We start from the raw sequence: 24,477 nt of genomic DNA, 5'->3' as shown, positions 1-24,477 counted from the left end.
GCACGCCTCTTCTAAAAATTTATAGCTCAAAGAGGCCTCAGGCACTTCATGCACTCCTAATAATCCTTTAATAAAGGCCTTAAAATTATCTTGATAGATCATGTAAAATTCTATTTTTTTACCAGTAAGAATAGTATGGTAGAGAAAATACCAAATCCCAAAACTTCTAATGCTAGGCCGCCCATTCACACCCCCATCTCTATAGATTTCTAAAGTCTTTTTAATTCCTCCTTGTGCTTGAGAACCCCCAATTTTTTTAACCACCCCCTCCACCACAATCAAATACACCCGCGCGACATTCTTAGTTAAAATACTTTGAGGTAAGGGGTTATTATTTTCATCTCTTAGTTTTTTTAGATAGTGGAAGTTAAGTTTTGTGCTACTGGGTACACATTCCACATCAGCGATCTTAAAAGCTGTCTTGACCTCTGAAATATACATGTTATTCCTTAATAATTAAAAGTTCATGGGATTTTTTAACATGCCCACTATCGCCTCTTTCAAGGCGATTTTTACCCACTCTAGTTTCTCCTTGTCCCATCGTGTATTGCCAAGAAAGTTCTACAATTTTAAAATTCTTATACGCCTCACGCACAAAGGAACAATCGTTATAACTTAAGATAAAGGGACCGGGGCGTTCTTTAAGTAACTTAGCTAATTTTTCATGCGCAAAGCCATTATGATGGATAGGGAAATTGCGCATCGGATAAATCCCTTTAAACATCTTTGAATCCCCCTCTAAAAAATAAGGCGGGTCTAAATAAGCAAAATCTGTAGGATAGGCTAATAAGACTCTAGCAAAGTCTGCACACTCTACACGCAAAGAGGGGGCATGGAAATTTTTAAGCTTGAGTAATGCGTTTTCATAGCGTTTTTTATCCGTATAAATCTTACTCATCCAGCCTAAAAATCCGGGTCCATAACTTAAGTTAAAATTAAAATAATAATCTCTAGCTAAAGTCAGAGGGTCTAGTACGCATTCTTTTTTATAATGTGCTTTTAATTCGGCTTTAATGGTGTTATAAACTTCTAAACAGGGTTCTAGGGCAAGCAAAGCCTTATAAAGGCGCTCTTTATCTTTTAAAAGCACTTGCCAGAAATTAATTAAAATATCAAAAATATCAAAGGCAAGTACTTCTATGCCTAGCTCCATAGCACAAGCAATTTCTACACTACCCCCGCCCATAAAAGGGCTAATTACTCTTTTGACATCTGGCATATGCTCTAAGATTAACCCAACGGCTAAAGACTTACCCCCACCATAGCGCAAGGGACTTTTGGTGTAGCGTTTATACCGTAGCTTTTGTGAATAAAGACTTTTTAAAAATGCGCCCTTTTGCATGGATTAAAAAATACACCCCTCCAGCTAAAAATTATAAATGCCTGATACGCTCATAAGGTTTAGGAATGTCTATATCTTGTCCTAATTGCAAGGCCGCATTAAAACACCAAAACGGGTTTTTTAAAAGCGCACGGGCTAGATAGATCGCATCGGTGGTTTGACTCCCAATAATTCTTTGTACCATTTTAGGTTCTTCAAGCAAACCACCCCCGATTGTAGGTTTATCCAATGCCTCTTTAAGAAATTCTGCTGCTGCAATTTGATAACCCGGATACACCTTAATAGGCGCTTCTACTACCCCCCCACTGCTCACATCTAAAGCATCGTAGAGATGATCAAGAGGTGTAAGAAGTGTGGCTATTTTCTCGGGTGTATTGCCCTCTTTGTGGTAATCTTTAGCTGAAACGCGTAATAAAATAGGCAAATCAACTGCGCCGCGAATGGCCTCTAAAATTTCTTGTAAGAAAAGCGCGCGGTTTCTGCCATAAGAATCGGTGCGTTTATTGCTTAAAGGAGAGAGAAAACTACTGATGAGATAACCATGCGCGCCGTGTACTTCTATAGCATCAAAACCAATTTGTTTAGCTCTTAGCGCCGCGCGTTTAAATTCCTCAATGATCTTTTGAATGTCTTGTTTATTCATTTCTTTAGGCATGGGAAAGTGTTCATTAAAGCGTAAAGCTGAGGGGGCTAAAAGGGTTGTATTTTTTAATTCCACTTTTCTACCCGCATGGGCAAGTTGTATGGCTATTTTAGAGCCATATTGGTGGCATTTTTCTACAATGTGGGCTAAACCTTTGATATGCCCTTCTTCATAAATCCCTAAATCACCCTCAGAAATTCTAGCAGAGGCATCAATTGCTGATGCCTCCACAATGATTAACCCAACCTGTCCGATAGCACGGCTAATATAATGCTGGGTATGCCACTCATTCACATAACCATCTTTAGCGATGTATTGTACCATTGGGGGCATCACCACGCGGTTTTTTAATTCTAAATCTTTAATTTTCCAAGGACTAAATAATTTTATTTTTGTCATTAAAGTTCCTTTCTTTATGGGTTAGAAGAGCTTATTGTTTGTGAAAAAATAATAACTCATGAAAGGTATATTTATAAGACCCCCTCCTCCCCCCTCTTAGGGCTACATCATGCCGCCCATGCCTCCCATACCACCCATGCCGCCCATATCAGGCATAGCTGGAGTAGCCGGTTTTTCCTCTTTAACTTCATGCACAGTGGCCTCAGTTGTCAAAAGTAAGCTAGAAACAGAAACCGCATTTTGTAAAGCAATGCGGGCGACTTTAAGCGGATCAATAATACCGGCCTTAAACATATCCACATATTCGCCGCTGCTTGCATTAAAGCCAAAATGCGCTTCTTTATGTTTTTCTACCTCATTAACCACCACCCCGCGATCATAACCGGCATTGGCTGCAATTTGGGCTAAAGGCGCTTTAATTGCCCGTTTAATGATTTCATAGCCCACTTTTTCATCTTCATGCAATTCTAAATGCACTTTTTGGGCTGCACGGATTAAAGCCGCACCCCCGCCAATGACAATACCCTCTTCAACAGCGGCTTTAGTCGCAGAAAGCGCATCATCTACACGATCTTTTTTCTCTTTCATCTCTACTTCAGAAGCCGCGCCTACTTTAATCACGGCCACGCCTCCGCTAAGTTTAGCTAGCCTTTCTTGGAGTTTTTCGCGATCATAATCGCTAGTGGTAGCCTCAATTTGGGTTTTAATTTGAGCGATGCGATCTTTAACCGCATGGGCTTTACCTTTGCCATCTACGATCGTGGTATTATCTTTATCAATAACAATTCGTGCCGCCACGCCTAGATCTTCCACGCTAGCATTTTCTAAAGTTTTGCCCAGTTCCTCAGAAATAACTTCCCCGCCGGTTAAAATCGCAATGTCTTTAAGCATTTCTTTTCTGCGATCGCCAAAGCCGGGGGCTTTAACAGCGGCTACATTGAGCACACCCCTAAGTTTATTCACTACCAAAGTTGTAAGCGCTTCGCCCTCAATATCTTCAGCGATAATTAATAAAGGTTTGCCCTCTTTCATAGTGCGCTCTAGCAGAGGCAAAATATCTTTCATGCTAGAAATTTTCTTATCGGTTAAAAGAATGTAGGCATTTTCTAGTTGGGTGGTCATTTTTTCTGCATTGGTTACAAAATAAGGGGAGAGATAGCCACGATCAAATTGCATGCCCTCTACCACATCTAATTCGTCCTCAATTCCTTTAGCTTCCTCAACCGTAATAACCCCATCTTTGCCCACTTTTTCCATTGCATCGGCAATGAGCTTGCCAATTTTTTCATCAGAGTTAGCCGAAATGGTGGCTACTTGGGTGATTTCCTCTTTCCCGCCTACTTTTTTGCTTGCCTTTTTAAGTTCAGCAATGATAGCTTCGCTAGCTTTATCCATGCCTCGTTTAACTTCAATAGGATTAGCCCCCGCTGTGATGTTGCGCAAGCCCTCTTTAAAAATGCTATAAGCTAGCACGGTAGCCGTAGTTGTACCATCTCCAGCCGCATCAGCGGTTTTACTTGCCACTTCTTTAACTAGTTGTGCGCCCATATTGGCTACTGGGCAGGATAGCTCAATCTCTTTAGCCACACTCACGCCGTCTTTAGTGATGCTAGGCGCGCCATAACTCTTTTGAATGAGCACATTGCGCCCGCGAGGTCCCATTGTAACTTTAACCGCGTCGTTAAGTTGTTTAACACCTTCAAAAAGTTTACCGCGTGCGCTGTCTGAAAACTTGATCTCTTTAGTTGCCATGATTTGTCCTTTTTAAAATTTTAATATGATAACACCCTTGAGGGTGTGCTAGAAAAAACTAATTGTGGTGGCTATGGCCCTCGTGCTTATTGCCCTTATGTCCATGTTCGTGGCGATGAGAATCCACTACGCCTAAAACATCTTCTAACTCCAAAACGATAAATTCTTTCTCGTCTAAAACGATCTCTGTACCTTTGTATTTACCAAAAGCCACTACATCGCCTTCTTTAAGGCATTTGCATTCCTCGCTAATTTCATGGCTTACAGCTTTTACTACACCCATTTGGGGCTTTTCTTTGGCGTTATCAGGAATGATAATACCAGAAGCCGTTTTCTTTTCTTCTTCTAGTCTTTCAACTAGCACTCTCTTGCCAAGTGGCTTAAACATGGAAACTCCTTTTTTGCAAAAATTAGCACTTAAAAAATTTAAGTGCCACGATTCTAACTAAATATTGCCAAAAAGTCAAGACTTTTACTCAAACTAAAATATTTTTATAAATATATCTTAGCCGTATAGACTAAAGATTTATATGATACTTAATATAAATTTTTTGATAACAGCTACTTTGTTTGATCCATTAGTTAAAATCAAAGTTTTATGTGCTACATTTGAGATTATGATCACTCAGGAGTCTTTAGAACAACTCAAACAAGTAGCAGACATTGTAGAGGTGGTGCAAAGTTACATTGATTTAAAAAGAGTGGGTAGCAATTACCGGGCTATCTGCCCCTTCCATGATGAAAAAACCCCTAGTTTTATGATCAACCCCTCCCGCAATTCCTTTAGGTGTTATGGTTGCTCTAAGGCGGGTAATGCCATCACCTTTGTGATGGAATATGAAAATTTAGATTTTATAAGCGCAGTACAAAAGCTAGCCCATATGTTTAATTTGCCTTTAGAATACACCACAGAGCAAAAACAAACCCTACCCTCCACAGATTTATTAGAAAAAATCGCCCAGTGTTATCAGACTCAACTTAAAAAACACCCTTTAGTTTTAGATTATTTAAAACAAAGAGGGCTTAGTAAGGAGTCTATTAAGACTTTTAATTTAGGGTTTTGTACCTCCCAAAGTGTTTTAGATTTTATCACTCAAGAAAGAATAGATCACAAGAGCCTACTTGAATTAGGGGTACTAGGGGAGGAGAATCATAAGGTTTTTGTGCGCTTTAACCAGCGGCTAACTTTTCCTATCCACAACCCTAATGGTAAAATGGTGGGCTTTGGTGGGCGCATTTTACAAAATAACCCCAACGCGGCTAAGTATATCAATTCCTCTCAATCTGTGCTGTTTAATAAATCTAAGCTACTTTATGGTTACTTCCAAGCCCGCGAGGCCATTTTTAAAACCAAGCAAATTATCCTTACAGAGGGCTATTTAGATGTGATCTTACTCCAGCAGGCTGGCTTTAAAACAGCTGTAGCCACTTTAGGAACGGCGTTAACAGAAACACATATCCCCATTTTAAACCGGGGCGATCCTTCTATTATCTTGCTTTATGATGGCGATAAGGCGGGGTATTCAGCGGCTTTAAGGGCAAGTAAAATCCTCTCTTTGGAGCTTAAAAGGGGGGGTGTGGTACTTTTAAACAATGCATTAGATCCAGCCGACATGATCACTCAGGGTAAAAGTGCAGAACTTGAAGCGCTTTTGCAAAAACCTATCCCCTTTATTGAATTTGTTCTAAAGGGTCTTGTGCAAGCCTATTCTTTAAGCGATGCTTTGCAAAAACAAAAGGCTTTTAAAGAAGTACAAACCTTTTTACATGGCTTGCCTCAGATAGTGCAGGAGGAATATAGGCCTATGGCAGCCTCTCTTTTAAAACTCCCAAGAAATGCCTTTACTTTGAAGAAAAACCCTCTACCTCAGATGCAAGCAGCAGAACGGCTTATTAAAAATCCACTTGAAGAGATTTTAATTAAATACATGGCCTTGTATCCAGAGCTTTTAAAGCAAGCTAGAAATTATATCCATTCTGAAACTTTTGAACACTGCGCGCAAGAATTTAACACCCTTTGCTTAGGGGAGGAGAGTGTACAAATTTTAAATATCAAGTTAGATAATCGCCTGCCTACCCTTTCTGAAAATTTTGAGCAAGATTTTAAAGCCCAGCTTCTTTTATTTATCAAGCGCCATTGCCAAAGAAGGATTGAAGAGACTAATTACCTCAACAAAGAGCTTAACCCCCAAGAAAGGTTAAAAATTCTAGTAAAATGGCGGACTAAATTACAACAGATTAATAAAGGAGAATTAGTTCAGATATGAAAGCATTAGCCCTTTTTAGCGGAGGATTGGATAGTTTACTCTCTATGCACCTAATTGCCTCACAGGGAATAGAAGTAATTGCGCTGCATTTTAATATTGGCTTTGGAGGCAATAAGGATAAATTAGAATATTTACAAAATGCCACTAAGCAGATTGGGGTAGAATTGCTGCTTTGTGATATCCGTGAGCAGTTTTTTAACGAGGTGTTGTTTAGCCCACAATATGGTTATGGGAAGTATTTTAACCCCTGTATTGATTGCCATGCCAACATGTTTAAACAGGCCTTTTATAAGCTTTTAGAACTCAAGGCTGATTTTGTGATCAGTGGGGAGGTTTTAGGGCAAAGACCTAAAAGCCAGCGCAAAGAGGCAATGAATCAAGTTAAAAAGCTAGTGCGCGCCTTTGGAGAACAAAGCTGTTTTGATGCATTGCTTGATCGCAGTGGCCAGAATACAAATAAACCCCAGTTTTTAGATCAACTGCTTTTAAGACCCATGAGTGCTAAACTCTTAGAACCTAGTTTTATGGAAAAACAAGGGTGGGTAGATCGCAATAAGCTTTTAGATGTGCAGGGGCGTAGCCGTGTATACCAGCTTCAGAGAGTGCAAGAACTAGGCTTAAAATACTATGAAAAGCCCGGTGGGGGGTGTTTGCTCACCGATTTAAGCGTGAGTCAAAAACTTAAAGACCTACAAGCCCACCGCCAAGCCACTAAGCAAGAAATGGTGGTTCAAGATAGCGTATTGGTTAAGGTAGGCCGTTATATGGTGGTGGGCAATACGCGGGTGGTGGTGGCTAGAAATGAGATTGAAAATAGCAAACTAGACACACAACACCCTTTAATGGATAAAATAGAAGCACGCAGTTGCAAGGGGCCACTTGGTTTGATAGAAAAATGTGCCAGTACAGAGGAAAAAATTTTAGCAGCCCAAATTGTTCTAAGCTATGGCAAAAGTACAGCTAATCAGGTTTATGAGGTACAAGTAGGCGATCTGGCTTTTGAAGTGTCCCCTTTGAGTCGCAAGAAAGCCCAACAATATTTATTTTTACACTAAAAGGAGCATGGATGCAAGATTTTATTGGTTTGGGGGTGGTGGGCAATTTTGCAGGGCACTTAGAACAAGCAGGCGAGTCAGATAATTTTACAAATATCCGCATGAAACATGTAGAAAAAGACGCGCCTAAAGGGCTTTTCCCTTTTTATATCCCGCATGCAAAGGGGTATTTAGGGCGTTATTGTTTGGATAATGAATGGGTGATTTTACCAGATGATTTAAGCCTAAATGCCCAAGCAGAGCCAGAAATCGCGCTAGAGTGTGAGGTGGTGTATAGTAAAGAGCAAGAGGTAGAAAAAATTATCCCGCATTATTTCATGGCTTTTAACGACGCTTCAATCCGCAATCTCAAATCCACCAGACTTTCAGCTAAAAAGAATTTTTCTAGGGCTTCTAAGGGCGTGGGGGCTAGATTGCCTATTGATCGTTTTGTTTATGGCGGGGTGTGTAATGATTACTCCATTGCCTCTTTTTTAACCCGAGATGGGCAAACCCATATGTATGGCGAAAATTCCAAACTCACTAAATACGAGTATTTTTATGAAAAACTTCTAAATTGGATTGTAGAAATGCTTAACACGCAAGAAGATGTGGGGAGTTTAGAAAATCTTAAAGAGGTGTTAGGGTCTTGTAATTACCCTTCTAAAATGCTAGTAGCCATTGGCGCTACCCCCTACATGCCCTTTGGACAAGAAAATTTTTTAAAGCAAGATGATGTGATCACAATCATTGCTTATAACCACCGCCGTTATGCCATTGAAAAACTCTTAGAGATGACTGCTTGCAATGAATTACTCATTAATCCTTTAGCAGACACTTCTATTGTACAACAAAGAATTGCCCTAGAGAGTGGCGATTAGTGATCAATCTAGTATTATTTTTAAATAGATAAAGCACACAATCTTTTATATTTAAAAAATAATTAAGAGAAATTAGCGTAAAATAGGCTACTAGATATACATAAACGGAGAATGAGCATGAAACTAAAAAAGAATCTGGATTTGCACCAGGAATTTAACAAACTGAAGGCTGAGTATTTGCAACAAGAAGCAACTTATGCGACTTATCTAAAAAAGAGTAAGAAACAGCTTTATGGCTGTAAGGATATTTCAGCCCGCTACCAATTTTTTGTTAATCGTTGCCAAGCTTATAAACCCCTCAATGATGTTTACATGAGTTTAAGACTTGTGTCTAAGCGCTGTAAAATTAGCATGCAATCTATCCGTGAGTCCTTTGAAAAATTTCGCCGTACCCATAACAATACCCTCACTTCTATCCGCCGTTATGAAGCCAAAATCCAAAAAATCAAAGAGGGTAAAAGCCCCTCAGATTGGAGTTAAAAAAGTATAAGGGGGGGGCTTTTTCGGGGCACACATTGCCCTATTATCTGTGCTTCTATCCCTTCATCTCTTAAAATCTGCACACATTCTTTAGCCTCGTGTTTTTCTAAAGTGGCTAATAACCCTCCAGAGGTTTGGGCGTCATAAAAAAGAATCTCGGGTAAAGAAGTGTGGCTTAAAACTTGATCACTTAAAGCTTTTTGATTAGCTACACTGCCCCCCGGATACACCCCCTGCCTAGCTAATTCTAACGCCCCCTCTAAAAGGGGAATAGAGGCGCTTTCTATTTCTATAGAGATAGAGGGGTTTAACATTTGGCTTACATGCCCAAGTAATCCAAACCCGGTTACATCGGTACAAGCGTGCACACTAAATTTTTGCAAAACTTCCATCGCCTTAACATTTAAAGTTGCCATGCTAATAAGAGTCTTAGGGGCGTTAGCAATCACCCTTCTTTTTAAGGCGGTGGTGATGATCCCACTGCCTAGAGGTTTGGTTAAGATAAGTACATCGTCTATTTGCGCCGTATTGTTATGCCAAAGCTCTTTTAAAACCACCCCCGTAACACTCAAACCAAATTTTTGCTCTAAATCACTTAAACTATGCCCCCCCAAAAGAGAACAGCCACACTCATTTAATTTATCTAAAGAGCCCTGCAAAATTGCCTGCACACTCTCTTTACTCACCCGTTCTTGATCCCAAGCTAAAATACTGAGCGCACTTAAAGCACGCGCTCCCTTAGCAAACACATCGCTTAAAGCGTTGGCTGTGGCTATTTGCCCGTATAAGTAAGGATCATCTACCACTGGTGGAATCACATCTACACTTTGTACAAGCAAAGACCCCCCAACCTGCAAAGCGCCACAATCATCATGATCACTAAAATCTAAAAGTACACCCGGAGCGCGGGGCTGTTTAAGAGGGGCTGTAATTTGTTTGAGATCTGCCAGACCTACCTTAGCCGCTCAACCCGCACAACGCACAAACTGGGTTAATGCCTCCATTTCTTTATCTCCTTAGAAAGCCTTATTGTCTCATATTTGCCTTAATTTTATACAAATCTTTATCCGGTTAGAATAAACAAACATTTTATTAAAGGAAAACCATGCCGCTTTCTAAATGGAAAGAGAAGTTTTTAATCCGTCTGAGTTACTTTGTTCATAATAAAATACTTAATTGCCCTAATAGCCGTTTGATTAAGTTTTATGATTCAATAAAATCGCTACTTATTCGCTACAAAAACCCTACCATCACCACTAAATTTCAAGACATCACACTCACTAAGCCTCTCTCTCACCCCTTATTCATTATCCTAAGAGAATGCCCTTTTTATGAGCGCATTTTAGGAGGAATTGTTGCCCATATCCGTGATAAATACGGCAAACTCTCTATGGTAGATGTGGGGGCTAATATTGGCGATTTCGGCTGTGTTTTCCCTGATTAAAGGGGGTTCTTACTTGCTTGTAGAGGGGGTTTTAGAGTACGCCACCTTGATTGAGACTAACTTATCCCACAATGTTAAACCTATCTTTACACAGATGCCAATCCGCCCCATTTAGCTAAAAGGTATTACACCAAAGATTATGAGGGTCAAGAGGATCAAAGTTTTCTAGTTTATGGTGGGGTGTTTTTAGGGGAGGGGGATTTGTCAAACTATCAGTTGCAAGTCCTAGAGAATGGGAGCGCCAAACTCATCGAGCGCAACACAACAACACAATATTTTAGCGCCCACTCTAGAGGGCTTGTGGTGTTCTTATTGCGCTTAGCGGTTTTGTATGCTAGCTTTAGCGGTTTAGTGTGGCTTAACGCCTATGTTAGCGGGTTGTAGGTAGTAGCGGGCATTCTAGCCCCTATTTTAGTCCCCTTTCTCTCTTTTTTTGCTTTAGCTGTGTTTGTGGGCTTATCGTGTTTTTGTCTGAAGTAGGGCTTTTATCTAGCTGGGCTTTATTTTTAAAGGTGTTTGGCTAAGGCGCTTTAGTAGGCTCAATCTCTTTAGTGCAAAATTCTAAATCTTTCTCAAGCCTTTCAGTGTAGATCAACAACTCTTTTAAATAGCTCAAATAATCTAAGTGGGCGGGCGGTCTTTCTGGTTTGATAATATTACACTTAGTGGGGATATAAACCTTTTGATATATAACGCGGGGGGTGCATGCGGTGAGTAGGAGGCTACAAGCTAGCGCTGTAAAGCTTTTCATGATGAGTTAAGGTATTTTTGTGTACACTCACCCCATAGGCCACGCGGTGTTAATTCACTTTGCGTCTGCAAGCCTGTTCGGCGGAATGAACGCGTGGATAATGTCCGCAATTCTTATCTGACGCTTTAAATATCTAGTAGGCGCGTCTACAATTCCCGTAACTAGCACTTTATCGTTATCCATTGTAACTAATAGGTAAGTTAGGTCTTTTTGGTTTTCTGTTTTAAACGCCTTGATGTACTCTTGCTTAGGCGGTTCTTTAAAAATTAGTTGAATATCTGGTTTGGTTAGTGTCGGTTCTACAAGATTTAAATATTCTAAGCGCTGTTTAGCGTTATTTCTGCTTTGTAAATGTTCAATAAATCTTGTTTTATTGTGTACTCCTTGTAGTCTTTTTAAAAATCCTTTTACATCTAGTTCTTTAGGTATGGGTGTAGCTGTAGCGCTTAAATCTAAATTCTTAATAAAGGCCTCTTTATCTGTAATAACCCTGTAAGGGCGTTCTTGACTTTTAAGCGCTAAAACTTTATCATCCACTCCGCCCATAGCAGTATCTAAGTCCTCACCCGGTCTAGCACTTGGGCGTGAGTTCGCCACATTGTGGTTACTGATGGGCGTTTTAAATTCTTTGCTATTTTCTAATTTTCCATGCTCTTTATACATGTTTTTTAGCATTAAGCGGTTATTCTTTTTACTCACAACTTCTACAACTACAACATACCCGTTAATTTGTTTGCCCACAACAATTCTTGTATCTTTTCTAGTTGGGCTTAGTATGTATTGATCTGCGGTGTTAATTAAGTGATTAAGGTTGGCTATGTCTTGGTTTGTGATAGGTGGTTGCCCATTTTTAGCCATTATAGAATTAGCCCCATGTTTTGTTTCAATGTGTTTTAGAGCGTCTCCGTCTACAACCAACTTAAGCTTTTCATTAGAATTTAGCCCCAAGGTTTCTATCATCTTAGGGTTATTCAACTCCCCCACCCACACCTTAGCATTATGCTTTTTGACTTGATCTAATAATCTATCTGTAATTTGCTCTGGGCTAAGCATTCTTAAGGGTTTACTAGGGTCTAATAAATCCTTAATGTTTTGACTCTCAGCCTTTTTAAACTCAATGTATCTTGTATCGTTTTGTTTACTTAAAGCTTTAAATTCTGTATAACTTAAACCCCTAGCTTTAGCCTCTTTATAAATCTCTGATGTGAGTTTATAGGGGAGTAGTTTAGGCTCTTGACTTTTAAGGGAGGGTTTAGTAGAAGTGGCTGTAGAGTTTAAAGAGGGATTGTTCGGCTCTTTTGTTAAATCATTAACGCGTGCTGTCCTAATGGTTTTCTCTTGTATAGGCTTGTTCTTATCAAAAGCTGTAACTATCCAATAATTATTACCTTGTTTGTCATAGCCTTTATTAATACCTACGATAAAGCCTTTATGTGTTATGTTGTAGGCGTCTTCTCTGCCCACCCTTTTAACCACCTCCCCCCACTTACTATTTCCTCTAACCCATTGCCTAATTTCTCATAAGCATTATTCCCCTCAAATGGGCTAAAGTCATTTAGGTGTTTTTCTACAATTTTACTTAGCCCATAACCTTGTAAATTACCCTTTTGATCTCTAATTTCCCCCCACACCAAATCTATATCGCCTAAATCCTCTCTATAAAATGCCCCGGCTACTTGTCCCTCTTTAGTCTCTAGTAGTTTAGCAATTGCGCCTTTTGGATCATGGTAAAACTGCTCAAAGTTTGTACCAAAGGCTTTATTGTGGGGGATAACTTGACTTTTAAGGGGGTTTTTAATAGCCTCAGTACTACTTAATAAAGGTTTTTCAATGGCTGATTTATTCCCTTTACCTCCTGAAAAATTAGATTTTTCACTCAATACGGATTCTGGGCGGTTGTATGCGATAGATTTTACATCTAAATCCACTACGGGCGGCACATTTGAGTTTGACTTTTCTAAAGGTTCTTGGGTTAGGTTTAAGTCTGTTGCGGATTTTCTAACTAATACGGATTTTTCAGAATTGGAGGCGCTATCTGATTTAACCGCAAATGAAGTAAAAGCCTTAATATCTAAATCTGAATCTTGACCAAGTCGCCGGCTTGCTGCCTTGATATTTTTTACTTCTTCTGTCGTTAGTGTGTTTTTAATTTCATGTTCTCTTAGTTCGTGATAAAGTGGGTCTAATCTTTTTTTGATCCGCCAACTCTTAACCGTATGTAGCTGTATCTCAGAAGGCACGCCGTTAAACTCAAATTGTATATGCACACCTTTATAACCTGAATCGCGGTGGTGTAGTTCTATTGTAGGCTTGATCCCTCTTGATTCTAAACTATCCTCTAGCCTTACTAATTCCGTATCTAAGTGGGTTTTATCCTTACTAATAATAGCCGCTCTTAAATAATCGCTTATGGCGCTTATATCCCCGGCTTTGCGTGCAATTTTACTTTCAATACTAGCTTCACTTTTAAGGATTTGGCCTAATTCTAAAGAATTATTAGCACTCTTAAGATTTTCTAAAAACCCTTTAAACTCCACCTCTTGAGCTTTAGCTATGTTGTAAAGCTCTGTGGCTTTTGCTTTAAACTCTTGATTTTCTAAAGCCTTTACATCTGCTTCACTCTCTAAAGCCTTAACATTCTGTTCTGCCGTTTCACTCTGTAAACCTCTAGCATTTACAGGCGCTTCACTTTGTAAAGCTCTTGCCTCACTTACACCCGCTTCACTTGCCCCCTTAACTTTGCTACTCTCTAGCGCTTTTGTCTCTATTGCTTGAGTTGTTCCACTGCTAGCACTCCCTACACTCTCCCCACTCTCTGTAATAGGGGTAGTGTTTTGTACTTCTCTATTAGGCTTTAATTCCCCACTAGTGCTTAATCCCTCAGATTGTGTACTTCTTGGTAGTGCTTGCTCAATCTCTCTAAGTAGGGCTTTAGTGGCATTGCTAAATTCCTTGTAACAATCCTTGATTTTTTAATATTGAGGGTATGTTTGGGTTTTTTAATTAAGCAGCAAAGCTTTTTAACAACCTAGTACCGCTTTGCTTCTCCAAACTTGATATTTAATATTTAAAAAATAAAATGGATATTTCTTATAAAACAATTCCCTATAAATCTAAGGTTTTTTCAGATCTATAGCCCTGTCTGCACTTTACCCATTCACTCCTCATCGCCCGCATTTGTTTTATCTATTAATTTAGCCTTTGTACCAACTGCTGTTGATCCATGGGGTAAATCAGAGAGCACCACTGCATTAGCCCCAATCTTAACATCATTGCCAATCACCACGGCCCCTAAAACCTTAGCCCCCGCCCCCACCACCACGCGATCGCCTAAAGTGGGGTGGCGTTTGCCTTTATGTTTGCCTGTGCCTCCCAGAGTAACGCCATGATAAATTGTAACATCATTACCAATTTGTGTGGTTTCGCCAATCACCACACCCATGCCATGATCAATAAAAAGCCCGCGCCCAATTTGTGCCCCCGGGTGGATTTCTATCCCGGTTAAAAAGCGCGCAAATTGAGAGAGCGCACGGGCTAAAAAGTAAAATCGGCGTTTATGAAGAGCATGGGCTAGGCGATGAGCTAAAAGCGCATGCACACCCGGATAAAGCAATAAAACCTCCCATTTATTCCTAGCAGCCGGGTCTTGCTCTAAAGCGCGCTCTAAGCTATAATTCAGATCTAGCATCATAAAGCCCGGTTGAGATGTATTTTTCCCCTCCATCGGGCGCGAGAGCAAGCACGGATTTACCCTTGCCAAGTTGGCGCGCTACCTGTATTCCTGCAAAAATAGCCGCCCCTGAGGAGATTCCTACTAAAATCCCCTCTTTTTCTCCAAAAAGCTTAGCCGTATGTGCCGCATCGCGCTCATCTACAGCAATGACTTTATCTACTACCGCTTTATCATAATTAGCCGGTACAAATCCCACACCAATACCCTGTATTTTATGAGGGCTGTGTGTACCCCCACTTAAAATGGGCGATTGTGCGGGCTCTACTGCAATAATTTTAGCATGGTGGTTTTTCTCTTTAAATTTACGCCCCACCCCTGCAATCGTGCCTCCTGTGCCCACACCAAAGATCAGCGCATCTACTTTAGGCAAATCTTTTAAAATCTCTTCTGCGGTGGTGTTGTAGTGTTTTTGGGGGTTAGCGGGGTTTTCAAACTGCTGTGGGATAAAATAGCCCTCTTGTTGTCCCATTTGCAAAGCTTTATCAATCGCTCCTTTAGTGCCCTGTGCCCCCGGTGTTAAAATTAACTCTGCTCCATAAGCTCTAATAAGCTCGCGGCGCTCTACACTCATGGTATCTGGCATCACAATAGTTACCTTATAACCCTTGAGTAAACCTATTAAAGCTAGGGCAATGCCGGTATTACCGCTAGTTGGTTCTACAATAGTCATTCCCTTTTTAAGCCGCCCATCTTTTTCTGCTTGCTCAATCATTCCTAAAGCCGCGCGATCTTTCACACTGCCCCCCGGGTTAAATTTCTCCAACTTGATAAAAAGATCAGCCGCACCCGCTTCTAAGAGGTGGTTAGTTTTTAAAATGGGCGTATTGCCGATTAGTTCTAAAGCATTTTGATAAACCATGCAAAATCCTTATAGAGTGGGTAGTGTTTTTAAAAACTCTAGCGCACCTGGATCGCGGTGATCAAAAAAGGCGCTTTGCTGTTGATCGAGCTGTGCGATGGTTTGCATATCCTCAGAAGGCAGGCTAAAGTCAAAAATCTGGCTATTTTCAATCATTCTTGCTTTTTTATCTGACTTAAATAAAACCACAATTTCTCTTTGCACTAGCCAGCGCAAGACCACCTGAGCGATGCTTTTATTGTGCTTGTTGGCAATCTCTTGTAAGGTGGGGTGGCTAAAAATGTTATTGCGCCCCTCTGCAAAGGGTCCCCAAGCCTGTGGCTGGACTTTATATTTTTGCATGGTCTCTTGGGCTTTAACTTGCTGGTTAAAAGGGTTGATCTCAACTTGATTAATAGCAGGGACAATTTGGGTAAAACTAACTAAATCTGCAAGGCGATCGGGGTAAAAATTACTCACCCCAATGCATTTAAGTTTACCCTCTCTATAAAGATCTTCTAAAGCGCGGTAAGTCCCATAATAGTCATTAAAGGGTTGGTGAATCAACACTAAATCCAAATAATCTAGTTGCATTCTTCTTAATGATTCTTCTACAGATGCCTTAGCCTTTTTCTCTCCGGCATTGCTAAACCATACTTTAGTTGTAATAAAAAGTTCCTCGCGGGATACACTGGCTTTTTTAATTGCAGAGCCCACCCCTCTTTCGTTTTGATACATTTGGGCGGTATCAATCAAGCGATACCCGCACTCAATGGCTTCTAAAACCGCCTTTTCACATGCATCATCTGGGATTTGAAACACCCCAAAACCTAAAATAGGGACATGCACTCCATTATTTAAAGTTACAAATTCCACTTAATCTCCTTGCTTAAAAAATAAAAGGCGTTTACCTATAGCACAAAAAAGTTAACTCCGCTCCAAAAATAAATCTTTTTCACTAATACTCTCCCCTTCGCTTAAAATGGCTGCCCTCTCTACTACTGAGAGTAACTCGCGGATATTGCCATGCCAAGTGTAATTAAGCAAACACTCCTGCGCGCCTTTAGAAAAATGTTTTTGCCCCAAATTATAAACCTGCAGTACTTCTTTAAGTTTCCACTCGGCTAAGGGCAAAATCTCCTCTTTGCGCTCTTTTAGCGGAGGGATATTTAGCGGAATAGTTTGCAAGCGGAAAAACAAATCCTCGCGAAATTCTTTAGCCGCGATCTTTTCTTGGATATTAGTATTCGTAGCTGCAATAAAGCGTAAATCAACCTTAATAGTTTTATTGCTCCCAAGCCGCATGAGTTCTTTTTCTTGAATCACCCGTAAAAGTTTGCTTTGTAGTTTTAAAGGCATTTCGCTAATTTCATCTAAAAACACACTCCCCTTATGTGCCATTTCAAATAAACCGGGTTTTGTCGCTGTGGCATCAGTAAAGGCCCCCTTTTCATAGCCAAAAAGCTCAGATTCTAAGAGGTGTTCGGGGATAGCAGCCATGTTAATGGCCATAAAAGGCTCTTTAGATCGTTTAGAATTTGTGTGGATAAAGCGGGCAAAAACTTCTTTGCCCACTCCGCTAGGGCCTTGTAAAAACACGCTTGCATCTGTAACTGCCGCTTTTAAAGCCTGTTTTTGCACGGCCTTTAAAGCCTGAGAGGAAGCGATAAAAAATTCTTTAGAGGGCTTTTGTTTGGGCTTGCTTTTATGAAACTCTAACACTCTTTTACTGCGATAAATAGATTCTAAGAGTAGTTCCGGCTTAAAGGGCTTTTGGAAAAAATCTTTTACCCCCAAGCGGATAGATTCAATGGCTTTATTAAGGGTGGCATTGCCTGTAATCACAATGGCCTCATAACGCCCCTCTAAATGGCGCAAAAATTCTAGTCCGTCCATTTGGGGCATGTTAATATCTGTAATGATGAGTTCAAAACTTTCATCTAAAGCCTTAAGCGCCTCCTTAGGTCCTTTAAAAGCCACCACCTCCAAATCCTCTTGATCGCTAAAAAAGAGTTCTAAACTCTTGCGCATGTTAATATCATCTTCTACGATGGCAATTTTCATGCTATCTCCTTAAATAAACTTCAAGCATTAACAAAGCCCCCTCTAAATGCACATTAGCAGGCGCTACAATGCGCAATGTGGCGTTATTTTGGTTTTGAAAATGGGTGTTAAACCCGCTACTTTGTACTTGTACCTCTCCTTTATACAGACAATCCACCACCTGATCTTGGTAAGTTTGTAGCAAAATATCTAGTAAAAAGGGCTTTTGTTTGGCTGAGAGTTTGGGTTCTTTAATAGGGATTTCACAGCTAAAACTCTTTTTACTTACATGTTCTTTTAAAGCCCGGCTAAAACCAAAACTCGCACGGGTAGCAATTCCATTTTGCACCTGCATGGCATAAGAGATCATAAACTCTTCAGCTTGCAAAAGCCCTACCAAGGCCAATAAAAAAGTCTTATGTAGGCGACACAAAAAACGCCCTTACTTTCCACATTCTACAAACTCCAAGTGGCTAGCACAAAATCTACAATTTTATGGTAGCGCGTTGTGATGGCTTGTTTATCCCATCTTTTCTCTACCCCTACAAAGTTTTTTATTTCTTTTTGCTGGGATAATGAAGAATTTTGATAACTCTCTAGTTTTTCAGAAAAAGCCTTATTGCCAATAGAAGCATTGTGCGATCCATTAATGAGTAAAAGATTGCCAATGCAGTTAAGATAACACTTTTGATAAAAATCATCATCGTAAGTACAATACCCGCTTTTAAGCCGTTCGTCATTTTCTTTTTGGGGAGCGATATGCTCAATTTGGGGTTTTTTTAAATCCTTAAGTTCAAAGGCATAGCCTTTAGACCGGGTGTGTTGCCCTTGCAGGTGGTTTTCATAGCGCGCCAAAATCATGGTTACAATCTTGCGATAACGCTCATCAAAGCGTTCAGGGGCAAGCGCATTTTGCATATTTACATCTCTCCAGTAATCGTTTTTGCAGATATATTTAATTTTCTGTGTTAAAAAATCTGCACTGGTGAAGTCTTGCAAGACCCTCTGTAGTCTAGTGGGCAAATCCGCGCGGGTGTTAATTAGCTTATGCCTAAAGGCGATGACCTCCAAAGCTTTAAAGACTTGCTCTAAAAAAGTTTGTTTTTCTGGGGAATTTTTAAAAATGCGGTAAGCCTTAAAGATAAAGGGATACACATGGACTACATCTAGTTCCAAGAGAGAATCTTTATAAGGACTCTTTGCATGGCAAAACTCTTTAGAATCTGCAAAAGCATTTTTAAGCTCTTTTGTGTAGTTTTCAATCCAAGTTAGTTTGTCTTCTGGGGTTGGATTTGTGTTATCAGGTGGGTTGTGTAACTCGCGTTTATAGTTAGCATTATCGTCATTTTCATTGTAGTTATAGCCCAGTTTGAAATACGAGATATTAAAAAATCGCAAAATAGTATCTTCATCCCAAACCCCAATGTCATTGATCATGCTGTAGATCCTTTCAAAAATGCTAGCAAGCTGTTTTAGCTGCTCTTCTGCGCTCTGTTGATCTTGGCTATAGGTGTAGATTTGGTAGGCCAAATAGCTTTTGAGTCGCTCCATGTGTGTTAAAGTCTTGCCCCGGTTGTTTTGCAACTCAAACATCAAGACAGAATCTTTTTTGTTTTTAAATTCTGTACGCAATACAATGGCGTTTTTGACTTTGTTGAGCAGATTCAAAATATGCTGGGTTTCATGTCTTTTGAGGCGACCAGCAAAGAATTTTTTAGCTTCCTTGATACGCTCCTGTGAAGGGGTGCTAGGGTTCTCATCCTTTAGCTTGTCATCTGTAATGATCATCTCTTTGAAATAGGAATTATCATACTCCACTACTTGGAGTTTAGGATCACGGCGATCAATGAGAAAATCTTCTACCAAATATCTCAAAAAATCTTCTTCACTTTCATCTTGGTCTAATTTTTCCCCTTTTTTGACTCTCTCTGCTAAGACATTGTGTAGGGCACGGATAAAAATAAGAATAGTGGTGATGCGTTGTTGTCCATCAATGATGTCAATGTGTTTTTGATCTTCTAGCGATTCTAAAAGTACATTTCCAAAGTAGTATTTATTACCCCCGCGAGTTACCTCCTCTAAGTCTGCTAAGAATTGTTCCCACTGCTCTCTCTCCCACGAATAAGCGCGTTGGTAAAGGGGAATCTTGTAGCAGTACTTAAAAAATTGCTCTATGGACTGGGTTTGGGATTGCATCAACACTCCTTGTATAGATTAGAGAAGAAATACTAACATGATTTCCTACCCTTTACTCCACTTCATTCTCTTTAGGGCAGGTATTAGCATACACCACCCCATCGCCCTCCACGCTTACAAGCTTAACCCCGCTTGCATGGCGCCCTGTCTCACGGATACTATCCATTGGCATGCGAATCATCTTTCCATTTTTAGTCAAAAGCATCAAATCCTGCCCTTCATCTACATGTACAATGGCTACTAAATTCCCCGTTTTAGGCGTGAGTTTAGCCCCAATCACCCCCAAACCTCCCCTATTTTGCAAGCGATAAGCCCCTATTAAAGTTTGTTTGCCCATGCCCTTAGAGCTAATGGTTAAAAGTTTATGCTGATCGCTAAGTGCTATGCTAGCCCCAATGACAAAATCCCCCTCTTTTAAGCGCATACCAATCACCCCCATAGCTGTTCGCCCCATATCTCTTACCCCACTAGCCTTAAAGCGGATACACATTCCCTTAGCTGTGGCCATGAATAATTCTTGATCTTCATGCTCAAGTATCTGCGTAGTTACAAGCTCATCGCCCTCTTTTAACTCAATAGATCGCACCCCTATGCGTACCCGCCCAAAGGCGCTTAGCTGTGTTTTTTTGATCATGCCCTTTTTAGTAAAGAAAACTAAAAATTTATCCGGGCTAAAATCGGGGGTGGAGAGAATGGCACAAATTTTTTCCCCCGGCTCTATATCAATGAGATTAACTAAGGCCTTACCTATGGCATTGCGCCCCATTTCAGGGATTTTATAAACTTTAAGCCAATAGAGTTGCCCCTTATCTGTGATAAAAAGAATGATGTCATGGGTGTTAGCGCTAAAGAAAAACTCTATAAAATCATCTTCATGGGTGTTTCCTGAAATCTTACCCTTGCCCCCGCGTTTTTGTTGTTCATAGATTTTTAAGGGCATGCGCTTAGCATAGCCCCTATGGCTTAGTGTAACCACCATATCCTCACGGGCGATTAAATCCTCATCGCTTAGAGTTTCATAATCCTCCTCAATCTGGGTTTTACGCGGGCTACTAAATTTTTCTTTAATTTCTAATAATTCCTCTTTAATGAGGTTATTAAGTTTGTCAGCATGCTCTAAAATGGCTTGCAATTCTTGAATGATCGCCTGAAGCTCAGCATATTCTTTAGAGATTTTCTCTTGCTCTAATCCGGTAAGTCTTTGTAAGCGCATTTCTAAAATGGCCTTGCTTTGTTCCTCACTTAATTGGTGGGCTTGTATTAATGCCTCTTTAGCGCTATTTGTATCGCTACTTTTTTTAATTAGATCAATAATAGCCTCGCTATTTTTTAGGGCAACTAATAAGCCTTCTAAAATATGGATGCGCGCCCTAGCTTTTTCTAAATCATGGATAGTGCGGCGAATCACAATGGTTTTACGGTGCATTAAAAAGAGTTTAAGTAACTCAAGCAAATTAAAAATACGGGGTTCTTTATTGTGAATCGCCAGTAAAATAATGCTAAAAGTACTCTCCATGCCACTAGATTTATACAACTGGTTAAGCACGATCTGGGCGTTGGCCTCTCTTTTTAGATCAATAACAACCCTAATCCCCTCTCGATCAGATTCATCGCGTACCTCAGAAATCCCCTCTACAACTTTATCGCGCGCTAGTTCGCTAATTTGTTCTACAAGCTTAGCTTTATTAGTTTGATAAGGGACTTGCTCAATAATAATACTCTCTCGCCCCTCTATTCTTTCCAAACGGGTTTTAGCCCGTACGCGGATACGCCCCCGCCCACTGCTATAAGCTTCTAAAATCCCCTGTTTGCCATAGATAATCCCGCCTGTAGGAAAATCTGGACCGGGCATCAAATCTAAAATATCACTCAAGCTAGCTTGTGGGTTTTCTAGTACAAAAATAAGAGCCTCTATAATTTCATCTAGGCGATGAGGTGGGATAGAGGTAGCCATACCCACAGCAATCCCGCTTGAACCATTGATGAGCAAATTAGGCAAACGGCTAGGCAGGACATCTGGTTCTTTAAGGGTATTATCATAATTGTCGTTAAAATCTACCGTATCTTTATCAATATCTCTTAAAAGTTCCTCGCTTGGAGTTGCCATGCGTGCCTCGGTATAGCGCATTGCGGCCGCATTATCCCCATCAATAGAGCCAAAATTACCCTGTCCATCTACTAAAGGCAGACGCATAGAAAAATCTTGTGCCATGCGCACTAAAGCCTCATAGACCGCGCTATCGCCATGGGGGTGGTATTTACCAATCACATCACCCACAATACGCGCACTTTTTTTATAAGGCACGCGTGAGCCTAAGCCTAATTCATGCATCGCATAAAGGATACGCCGGTGTACTGGCTTTAATCCATCGCGTGCATCTGGCAGGGCACGCCCTACAATTACGCTCATAGAGTAATCTAAATAGCTCGCTTTTAACGATTCTTCAATGACAATTTCTTTAATTTCCATAGCCAACCTCTCTAAAAAATAAAATACCCCGCCCAAACCCCGATTAAAAACACCAAACACACAAACTGCGCCGCTGAGCCCATGTCTTTGGCCTTTTTGGCTAGGGGGTGTTGCTGCGTACCTGTAAAATCCACCGCGTTTTCAATCGCGCTATTAAGAAGTTCTACGATAATACAGAGTACCCCGGGCAAAATTAAGAGTACAAACTGGATAAAAGAATGCGCGCAAAAAAAAGCCCCTAGTAGACTTACCCCACATAAAAACACCACCTGTCTAAAAGCAGGCTCTTCACTAAAGGCAGCTTTCAACCCGTCTTTAGAGTATAACCAAGCCTTTAAAAGGCGCTTCATGGCAACACTTTAATAGAAAAATGCGGGAGATAATCTAATAAATTTTTCCCATGGATTAAATTTAGCAAAGGTATAAAGGGAGCGTTTTTATTCACTAATTCAAAGCTTACATGATCGCGTTTGTTTTGTGCAAAGGCTAGTAACTGGTTAGAAAGTTCTTGTGCTGCTTGCGCTTCACCTTGTAAACCGGCTACTAATAGCCCCACTAGCACAGTGCCTTTAAAAGAGCGCACAACTTCCTCTAGGGCTTTGTTGTAGCTTCGCGCGTCAAAATGAGAGGCGTGTATATCCCCTGTTTTTTGTAAAAGAGGGTAGAGAATGGAGCGAAAATCTTTAGAATAGGTTTTAACCCCTAATTTTTCAACAAGGATTTTTACATTTTGTGTTTGGGCTTGAGAACCTAAAAGATTTTTAAGATTTAAAGGTTTATCCCCATTTTTTAAACGGGCATCTAATAACAGATTATAAGAAATTTGTTGTCCTTTTAAGTGGCAGGTGTTGTGCTCTACTAGCGTATCTTGCAAACTTAAATCTAGTAAACAAAGCGCACTTGTTGGCATCCATGTTTTAGTAGCATAAAGCTTAGGAATGTCTAATTTAAATTGTAAGGCATTGGTTTTAACCTCAGCTAATGCTACAGAGATCGCCCCTGTTTGGCCACGAATACCCGCACTCTCACAGACAATATTTTTAAAACCCTTGCAAGTAAAGGGCATCGCGTGTATATGTTTGGCTAGATTGTTTAAACTTTCCTCTAATTTATGTTTAATATCACTGCTTAATTTTAAACCCACTCCAAATAGCAAAACCGCTAACAACCCCCCCACCCCTAGTAAAATAATAACGATCTTTTTAGACATTTAAAAAGCAATATCCAATTCAATACTACCGATATTGTGGTTTCTGCTTTGATCTCTAAAGGTTTTACTTAGATCAATAGCACTAAAGCAAAAACGCATGCCCTTATACAGCAAAGCCACCCCCACTTGCGCGTTATAAAGAAAATAGGGTAATTGTGTGATGCCTCTGGTTTGTGCGTCATTGCCTTGTACAAACACATCTAAGGGTTGGAATTGCCCCATAGCCCCCACAAAAACATAAAAAGCTAAGCGGTTACTATAAGGCTCGCCTCCAGGAAAACCGCTATGGATTTCATTAGGCCCAAAATCAGCCTCTAAATTATAACCCATGCGCAAAGTAGCCCCTAAGTTAAAATTAGTCAAGGCATTACCCAAACTAAAACTAGCCGCAGGCAACATATCAATACTAAAATACCGGCTTTTATAAAAGTCTAGTTTTTGAATCCAAGTGTAGTTAAACTCAAAGATAAATTCGTTTTTAATTTGGGTATTCCAGCCTAAAAATTTAGGATCATGCCCCCAAGTGTGGATAAGATTTTGTGTTGGTCCAGCCAAAGAGGCAGGACCAACCATGCCAATAGAAAAACTAGTGTGCTCTAAAGCATGCGCGCTTCTTTGGAATATGCCAAAATTAAGCCGTAACCAACCCCCATAGAGGTGATCGCCTTTGACTATATTTGTGAGTAAGCGGTGGGCAAGAGTGGGGGTGTACATGTCTTGGGTGAGGTAGATATTAAAGCGAGTCATGCGCTCTTTTTTGCCCTGTAAGCTTACAAAGCGCGCCCAAGACATGGCAGATTTGCGCTTGTGATAGTTATATTCTTTACTCACCCAGCCAATACGCGTACCTGCCGTGTAGTAACGATCGATGTAGGGGTTGATATAACCATCATCTTCAGTTACTAACTGGATATATTGCTTGTGATAGGGGGTTAAATCCATAGCCCTAAGAGAGCAAAGCAACATACAGAAAAAAGGGGCGTATGATTTCATT

At 40.4% G+C, this 24,477-nt stretch carries 24 protein-coding genes and 1 pseudogene; 6 read left to right on the top strand and 19 right to left on the bottom strand.

Features of this window, described 5'->3' with window-relative positions; all coding sequences use genetic code 11:
- The 5 genes from G6Q00_RS01930 to groES all read right to left on the bottom strand — a co-directional run.
- Positions 1-441 (bottom strand): GIY-YIG nuclease family protein (locus tag G6Q00_RS01930; RefSeq protein WP_163531779.1); only part of this gene is annotated, 441 nt, incomplete at its 3' end.
- 1 nt (position 442) lies between these two features.
- The gene (locus tag G6Q00_RS01925; protein ID WP_163531778.1) at positions 443-1,342 is read right to left on the bottom strand and encodes a DNA adenine methylase; all 900 of its coding nucleotides are present in this window, start codon (positions 1,340-1,342) and stop codon (positions 443-445) included.
- A gap of 31 nt (positions 1,343-1,373) precedes the next feature.
- A complete protein-coding gene (locus G6Q00_RS01920) occupies positions 1,374-2,384 on the bottom strand; it encodes an NADPH dehydrogenase (protein ID WP_240330925.1) in 1,011 nt (336 codons plus the stop codon).
- A gap of 102 nt (positions 2,385-2,486) precedes the next feature.
- Entirely contained in the window at positions 2,487-4,136 is a 1,650-nt protein-coding gene (gene groL, locus G6Q00_RS01915) for a chaperonin GroEL (RefSeq protein WP_163531777.1), read from the bottom strand.
- 58 nt (positions 4,137-4,194) lie between these two features.
- Entirely contained in the window at positions 4,195-4,524 is a 330-nt protein-coding gene (groES, locus tag G6Q00_RS01910) for a co-chaperone GroES (RefSeq protein ID WP_163531776.1), read from the bottom strand.
- Between the two features lie 142 nt (positions 4,525-4,666).
- Between groES and dnaG the strand changes: the two genes are divergently transcribed.
- From dnaG to G6Q00_RS01890, 4 genes are all read left to right on the top strand, one after another.
- On the top strand, positions 4,667-6,403 hold the full coding sequence (gene dnaG, locus G6Q00_RS01905) for a DNA primase (RefSeq protein ID WP_240330924.1): 1,737 nt from the start codon (positions 4,667-4,669) through the stop codon (positions 6,401-6,403).
- Positions 6,400-7,458, top strand: coding sequence for an argininosuccinate synthase domain-containing protein (locus G6Q00_RS01900; RefSeq protein WP_163531775.1), 1,059 nt, complete (start codon positions 6,400-6,402; stop codon positions 7,456-7,458). The genes dnaG and G6Q00_RS01900 overlap by 4 nt, the downstream gene beginning before the upstream one ends.
- Positions 7,459-7,469: 11 nt before the next feature.
- Positions 7,470-8,318: a DUF5718 family protein gene (locus G6Q00_RS01895; protein WP_163531774.1), complete on the top strand. Its 849-nt coding sequence runs from the start codon at positions 7,470-7,472 to the stop codon at positions 8,316-8,318.
- A gap of 117 nt (positions 8,319-8,435) precedes the next feature.
- On the top strand, positions 8,436-8,798 hold the full coding sequence (locus G6Q00_RS01890; protein WP_163499754.1) for a serine protease: 363 nt from the start codon (positions 8,436-8,438) through the stop codon (positions 8,796-8,798).
- Here G6Q00_RS01890 and selD read toward each other — a convergent pair.
- Positions 8,795-9,751: pseudogene (gene selD, locus G6Q00_RS01885) on the bottom strand (selenide, water dikinase SelD); the annotation flags it as partial. The gene G6Q00_RS01890 and the pseudogene selD overlap by 4 nt on opposite strands.
- Positions 9,752-9,903: 152 nt before the next feature.
- On the opposite strand from selD, the gene G6Q00_RS01880 reads away from it, so the two are divergent.
- Together G6Q00_RS01880 and G6Q00_RS01875 are read left to right on the top strand one after the other, a co-directional pair.
- Positions 9,904-10,242 carry a hypothetical protein gene (locus G6Q00_RS01880; protein WP_163531773.1) on the top strand — a complete coding sequence of 113 codons (339 nt, stop codon included), beginning with the start codon at positions 9,904-9,906 and terminating at the stop codon, positions 10,240-10,242.
- Positions 10,243-10,443: 201 nt separating this feature from the next.
- Positions 10,444-10,626, top strand: coding sequence for a hypothetical protein (locus G6Q00_RS01875; protein WP_163531772.1), 183 nt, complete (start codon positions 10,444-10,446; stop codon positions 10,624-10,626).
- A gap of 136 nt (positions 10,627-10,762) precedes the next feature.
- On the opposite strand, the gene G6Q00_RS01870 is transcribed toward G6Q00_RS01875, so the two are convergent.
- The 13 genes from G6Q00_RS01870 to G6Q00_RS01810 all read right to left on the bottom strand — a co-directional run bounded on the left by G6Q00_RS01870 (position 10,763) and on the right by G6Q00_RS01810 (position 24,449).
- Positions 10,763-10,993, bottom strand: coding sequence for a hypothetical protein (locus G6Q00_RS01870; RefSeq protein WP_163531771.1), 231 nt, complete (start codon positions 10,991-10,993; stop codon positions 10,763-10,765).
- 54 nt (positions 10,994-11,047) lie between these two features.
- The gene (locus G6Q00_RS08510; RefSeq protein WP_163531770.1) at positions 11,048-12,457 is read right to left on the bottom strand and encodes a hypothetical protein; all 1,410 of its coding nucleotides are present in this window, start codon (positions 12,455-12,457) and stop codon (positions 11,048-11,050) included.
- Positions 12,430-13,530, bottom strand: a complete 1,101-nt coding sequence (locus G6Q00_RS08760) for a hypothetical protein (RefSeq protein WP_346265325.1) — start codon at positions 13,528-13,530, stop codon at positions 12,430-12,432. Before G6Q00_RS08760 ends, G6Q00_RS08510 begins: the two co-directional genes overlap by 28 nt.
- Before the next feature lie 620 nt (positions 13,531-14,150).
- Positions 14,151-14,681 carry a serine O-acetyltransferase EpsC gene (gene epsC / locus G6Q00_RS01855; protein ID WP_163531769.1) on the bottom strand — a complete coding sequence of 177 codons (531 nt, stop codon included), beginning with the start codon at positions 14,679-14,681 and terminating at the stop codon, positions 14,151-14,153.
- A complete protein-coding gene (gene cysK, locus G6Q00_RS01850; RefSeq protein WP_163531768.1) occupies positions 14,662-15,585 on the bottom strand; it encodes a cysteine synthase A in 924 nt (307 codons plus the stop codon). The genes epsC and cysK overlap by 20 nt, the downstream gene beginning before the upstream one ends.
- Positions 15,586-15,594: 9 nt before the next feature.
- A complete protein-coding gene (locus G6Q00_RS01845; protein WP_163531767.1) occupies positions 15,595-16,440 on the bottom strand; it encodes an aldo/keto reductase in 846 nt (281 codons plus the stop codon).
- Positions 16,441-16,491: 51 nt separating this feature from the next.
- Positions 16,492-17,628, bottom strand: a complete 1,137-nt coding sequence (locus G6Q00_RS01840; RefSeq protein WP_163531766.1) for a sigma-54-dependent transcriptional regulator — start codon at positions 17,626-17,628, stop codon at positions 16,492-16,494.
- Between the two features lies 1 nt (position 17,629).
- Positions 17,630-18,040: a hypothetical protein gene (locus tag G6Q00_RS01835; protein ID WP_163531765.1), complete on the bottom strand. Its 411-nt coding sequence runs from the start codon at positions 18,038-18,040 to the stop codon at positions 17,630-17,632.
- A gap of 23 nt (positions 18,041-18,063) precedes the next feature.
- Entirely contained in the window at positions 18,064-19,803 is a 1,740-nt protein-coding gene (locus G6Q00_RS01830; RefSeq protein ID WP_163531764.1) for a DUF262 domain-containing protein, read from the bottom strand.
- A gap of 52 nt (positions 19,804-19,855) precedes the next feature.
- Positions 19,856-22,273: a DNA gyrase subunit A gene (gene gyrA, locus G6Q00_RS01825; RefSeq protein ID WP_163531763.1), complete on the bottom strand. Its 2,418-nt coding sequence runs from the start codon at positions 22,271-22,273 to the stop codon at positions 19,856-19,858.
- A gap of 11 nt (positions 22,274-22,284) precedes the next feature.
- Entirely contained in the window at positions 22,285-22,623 is a 339-nt protein-coding gene (locus tag G6Q00_RS01820; protein WP_163531762.1) for a diacylglycerol kinase, read from the bottom strand.
- Positions 22,620-23,483 carry a hypothetical protein gene (locus tag G6Q00_RS01815; RefSeq protein WP_163531761.1) on the bottom strand — a complete coding sequence of 288 codons (864 nt, stop codon included), beginning with the start codon at positions 23,481-23,483 and terminating at the stop codon, positions 22,620-22,622. Before G6Q00_RS01815 ends, G6Q00_RS01820 begins: the two co-directional genes overlap by 4 nt.
- The gene (locus tag G6Q00_RS01810; RefSeq protein ID WP_346265326.1) at positions 23,484-24,449 is read right to left on the bottom strand and encodes a lipid A deacylase LpxR family protein; all 966 of its coding nucleotides are present in this window, start codon (positions 24,447-24,449) and stop codon (positions 23,484-23,486) included.
- Between the last annotated feature and the right edge of the window lie 28 nt (positions 24,450-24,477).

It is taken from the genome of Helicobacter suis (assembly GCF_902196125.1).
GTDB lineage: Bacteria > Campylobacterota > Campylobacteria > Campylobacterales > Helicobacteraceae > Helicobacter > Helicobacter suis_B.
Note: the sequence above shows the minus strand (reverse complement) of the source record. Positions and strands in the feature narration are given on the sequence as shown.

What these genes read in the sequence shown, in the direction of transcription:
- G6Q00_RS01840 (WP_163531766.1), bottom strand. Translation starts at nt 17,628, where the DNA reads ATGAAAATTGCCATCGTAGAAGATGATATTAACATGCGCAAGAGTTTA.
- G6Q00_RS01920 (WP_240330925.1), bottom strand. Translation starts at nt 2,384, where the DNA reads ATGACAAAAATAAAATTATTTAGTCCTTGGAAAATTAAAGATTTAGAA.
- G6Q00_RS01830 (WP_163531764.1), bottom strand. Translation starts at nt 19,803, where the DNA reads ATGCAATCCCAAACCCAGTCCATAGAGCAATTTTTTAAGTACTGCTAC.
- cysK (WP_163531768.1), bottom strand. Translation starts at nt 15,585, where the DNA reads ATGGTTTATCAAAATGCTTTAGAACTAATCGGCAATACGCCCATTTTA.
- gyrA (WP_163531763.1), bottom strand. Translation starts at nt 22,273, where the DNA reads ATGGAAATTAAAGAAATTGTCATTGAAGAATCGTTAAAAGCGAGCTAT.
- G6Q00_RS01880 (WP_163531773.1), top strand. Translation starts at nt 9,904, where the DNA reads ATGCCGCTTTCTAAATGGAAAGAGAAGTTTTTAATCCGTCTGAGTTAC.
- dnaG (WP_240330924.1), top strand. Translation starts at nt 4,667, where the DNA reads ATGATACTTAATATAAATTTTTTGATAACAGCTACTTTGTTTGATCCA.
- G6Q00_RS01810 (WP_346265326.1), bottom strand. Translation starts at nt 24,449, where the DNA reads ATGTTGCTTTGCTCTCTTAGGGCTATGGATTTAACCCCCTATCACAAG.
- groL (WP_163531777.1), bottom strand. Translation starts at nt 4,136, where the DNA reads ATGGCAACTAAAGAGATCAAGTTTTCAGACAGCGCACGCGGTAAACTT.
- G6Q00_RS01870 (WP_163531771.1), bottom strand. Translation starts at nt 10,993, where the DNA reads ATGAAAAGCTTTACAGCGCTAGCTTGTAGCCTCCTACTCACCGCATGC.
- G6Q00_RS01925 (WP_163531778.1), bottom strand. Translation starts at nt 1,342, where the DNA reads ATGCAAAAGGGCGCATTTTTAAAAAGTCTTTATTCACAAAAGCTACGG.
- G6Q00_RS01820 (WP_163531762.1), bottom strand. Translation starts at nt 22,623, where the DNA reads ATGAAGCGCCTTTTAAAGGCTTGGTTATACTCTAAAGACGGGTTGAAA.
- G6Q00_RS01815 (WP_163531761.1), bottom strand. Translation starts at nt 23,483, where the DNA reads ATGTCTAAAAAGATCGTTATTATTTTACTAGGGGTGGGGGGGTTGTTA.
- G6Q00_RS01895 (WP_163531774.1), top strand. Translation starts at nt 7,470, where the DNA reads ATGCAAGATTTTATTGGTTTGGGGGTGGTGGGCAATTTTGCAGGGCAC.
- G6Q00_RS01900 (WP_163531775.1), top strand. Translation starts at nt 6,400, where the DNA reads ATGAAAGCATTAGCCCTTTTTAGCGGAGGATTGGATAGTTTACTCTCT.
- epsC (WP_163531769.1), bottom strand. Translation starts at nt 14,681, where the DNA reads ATGCTAGATCTGAATTATAGCTTAGAGCGCGCTTTAGAGCAAGACCCG.
- G6Q00_RS01890 (WP_163499754.1), top strand. Translation starts at nt 8,436, where the DNA reads ATGAAACTAAAAAAGAATCTGGATTTGCACCAGGAATTTAACAAACTG.
- groES (WP_163531776.1), bottom strand. Translation starts at nt 4,524, where the DNA reads ATGTTTAAGCCACTTGGCAAGAGAGTGCTAGTTGAAAGACTAGAAGAA.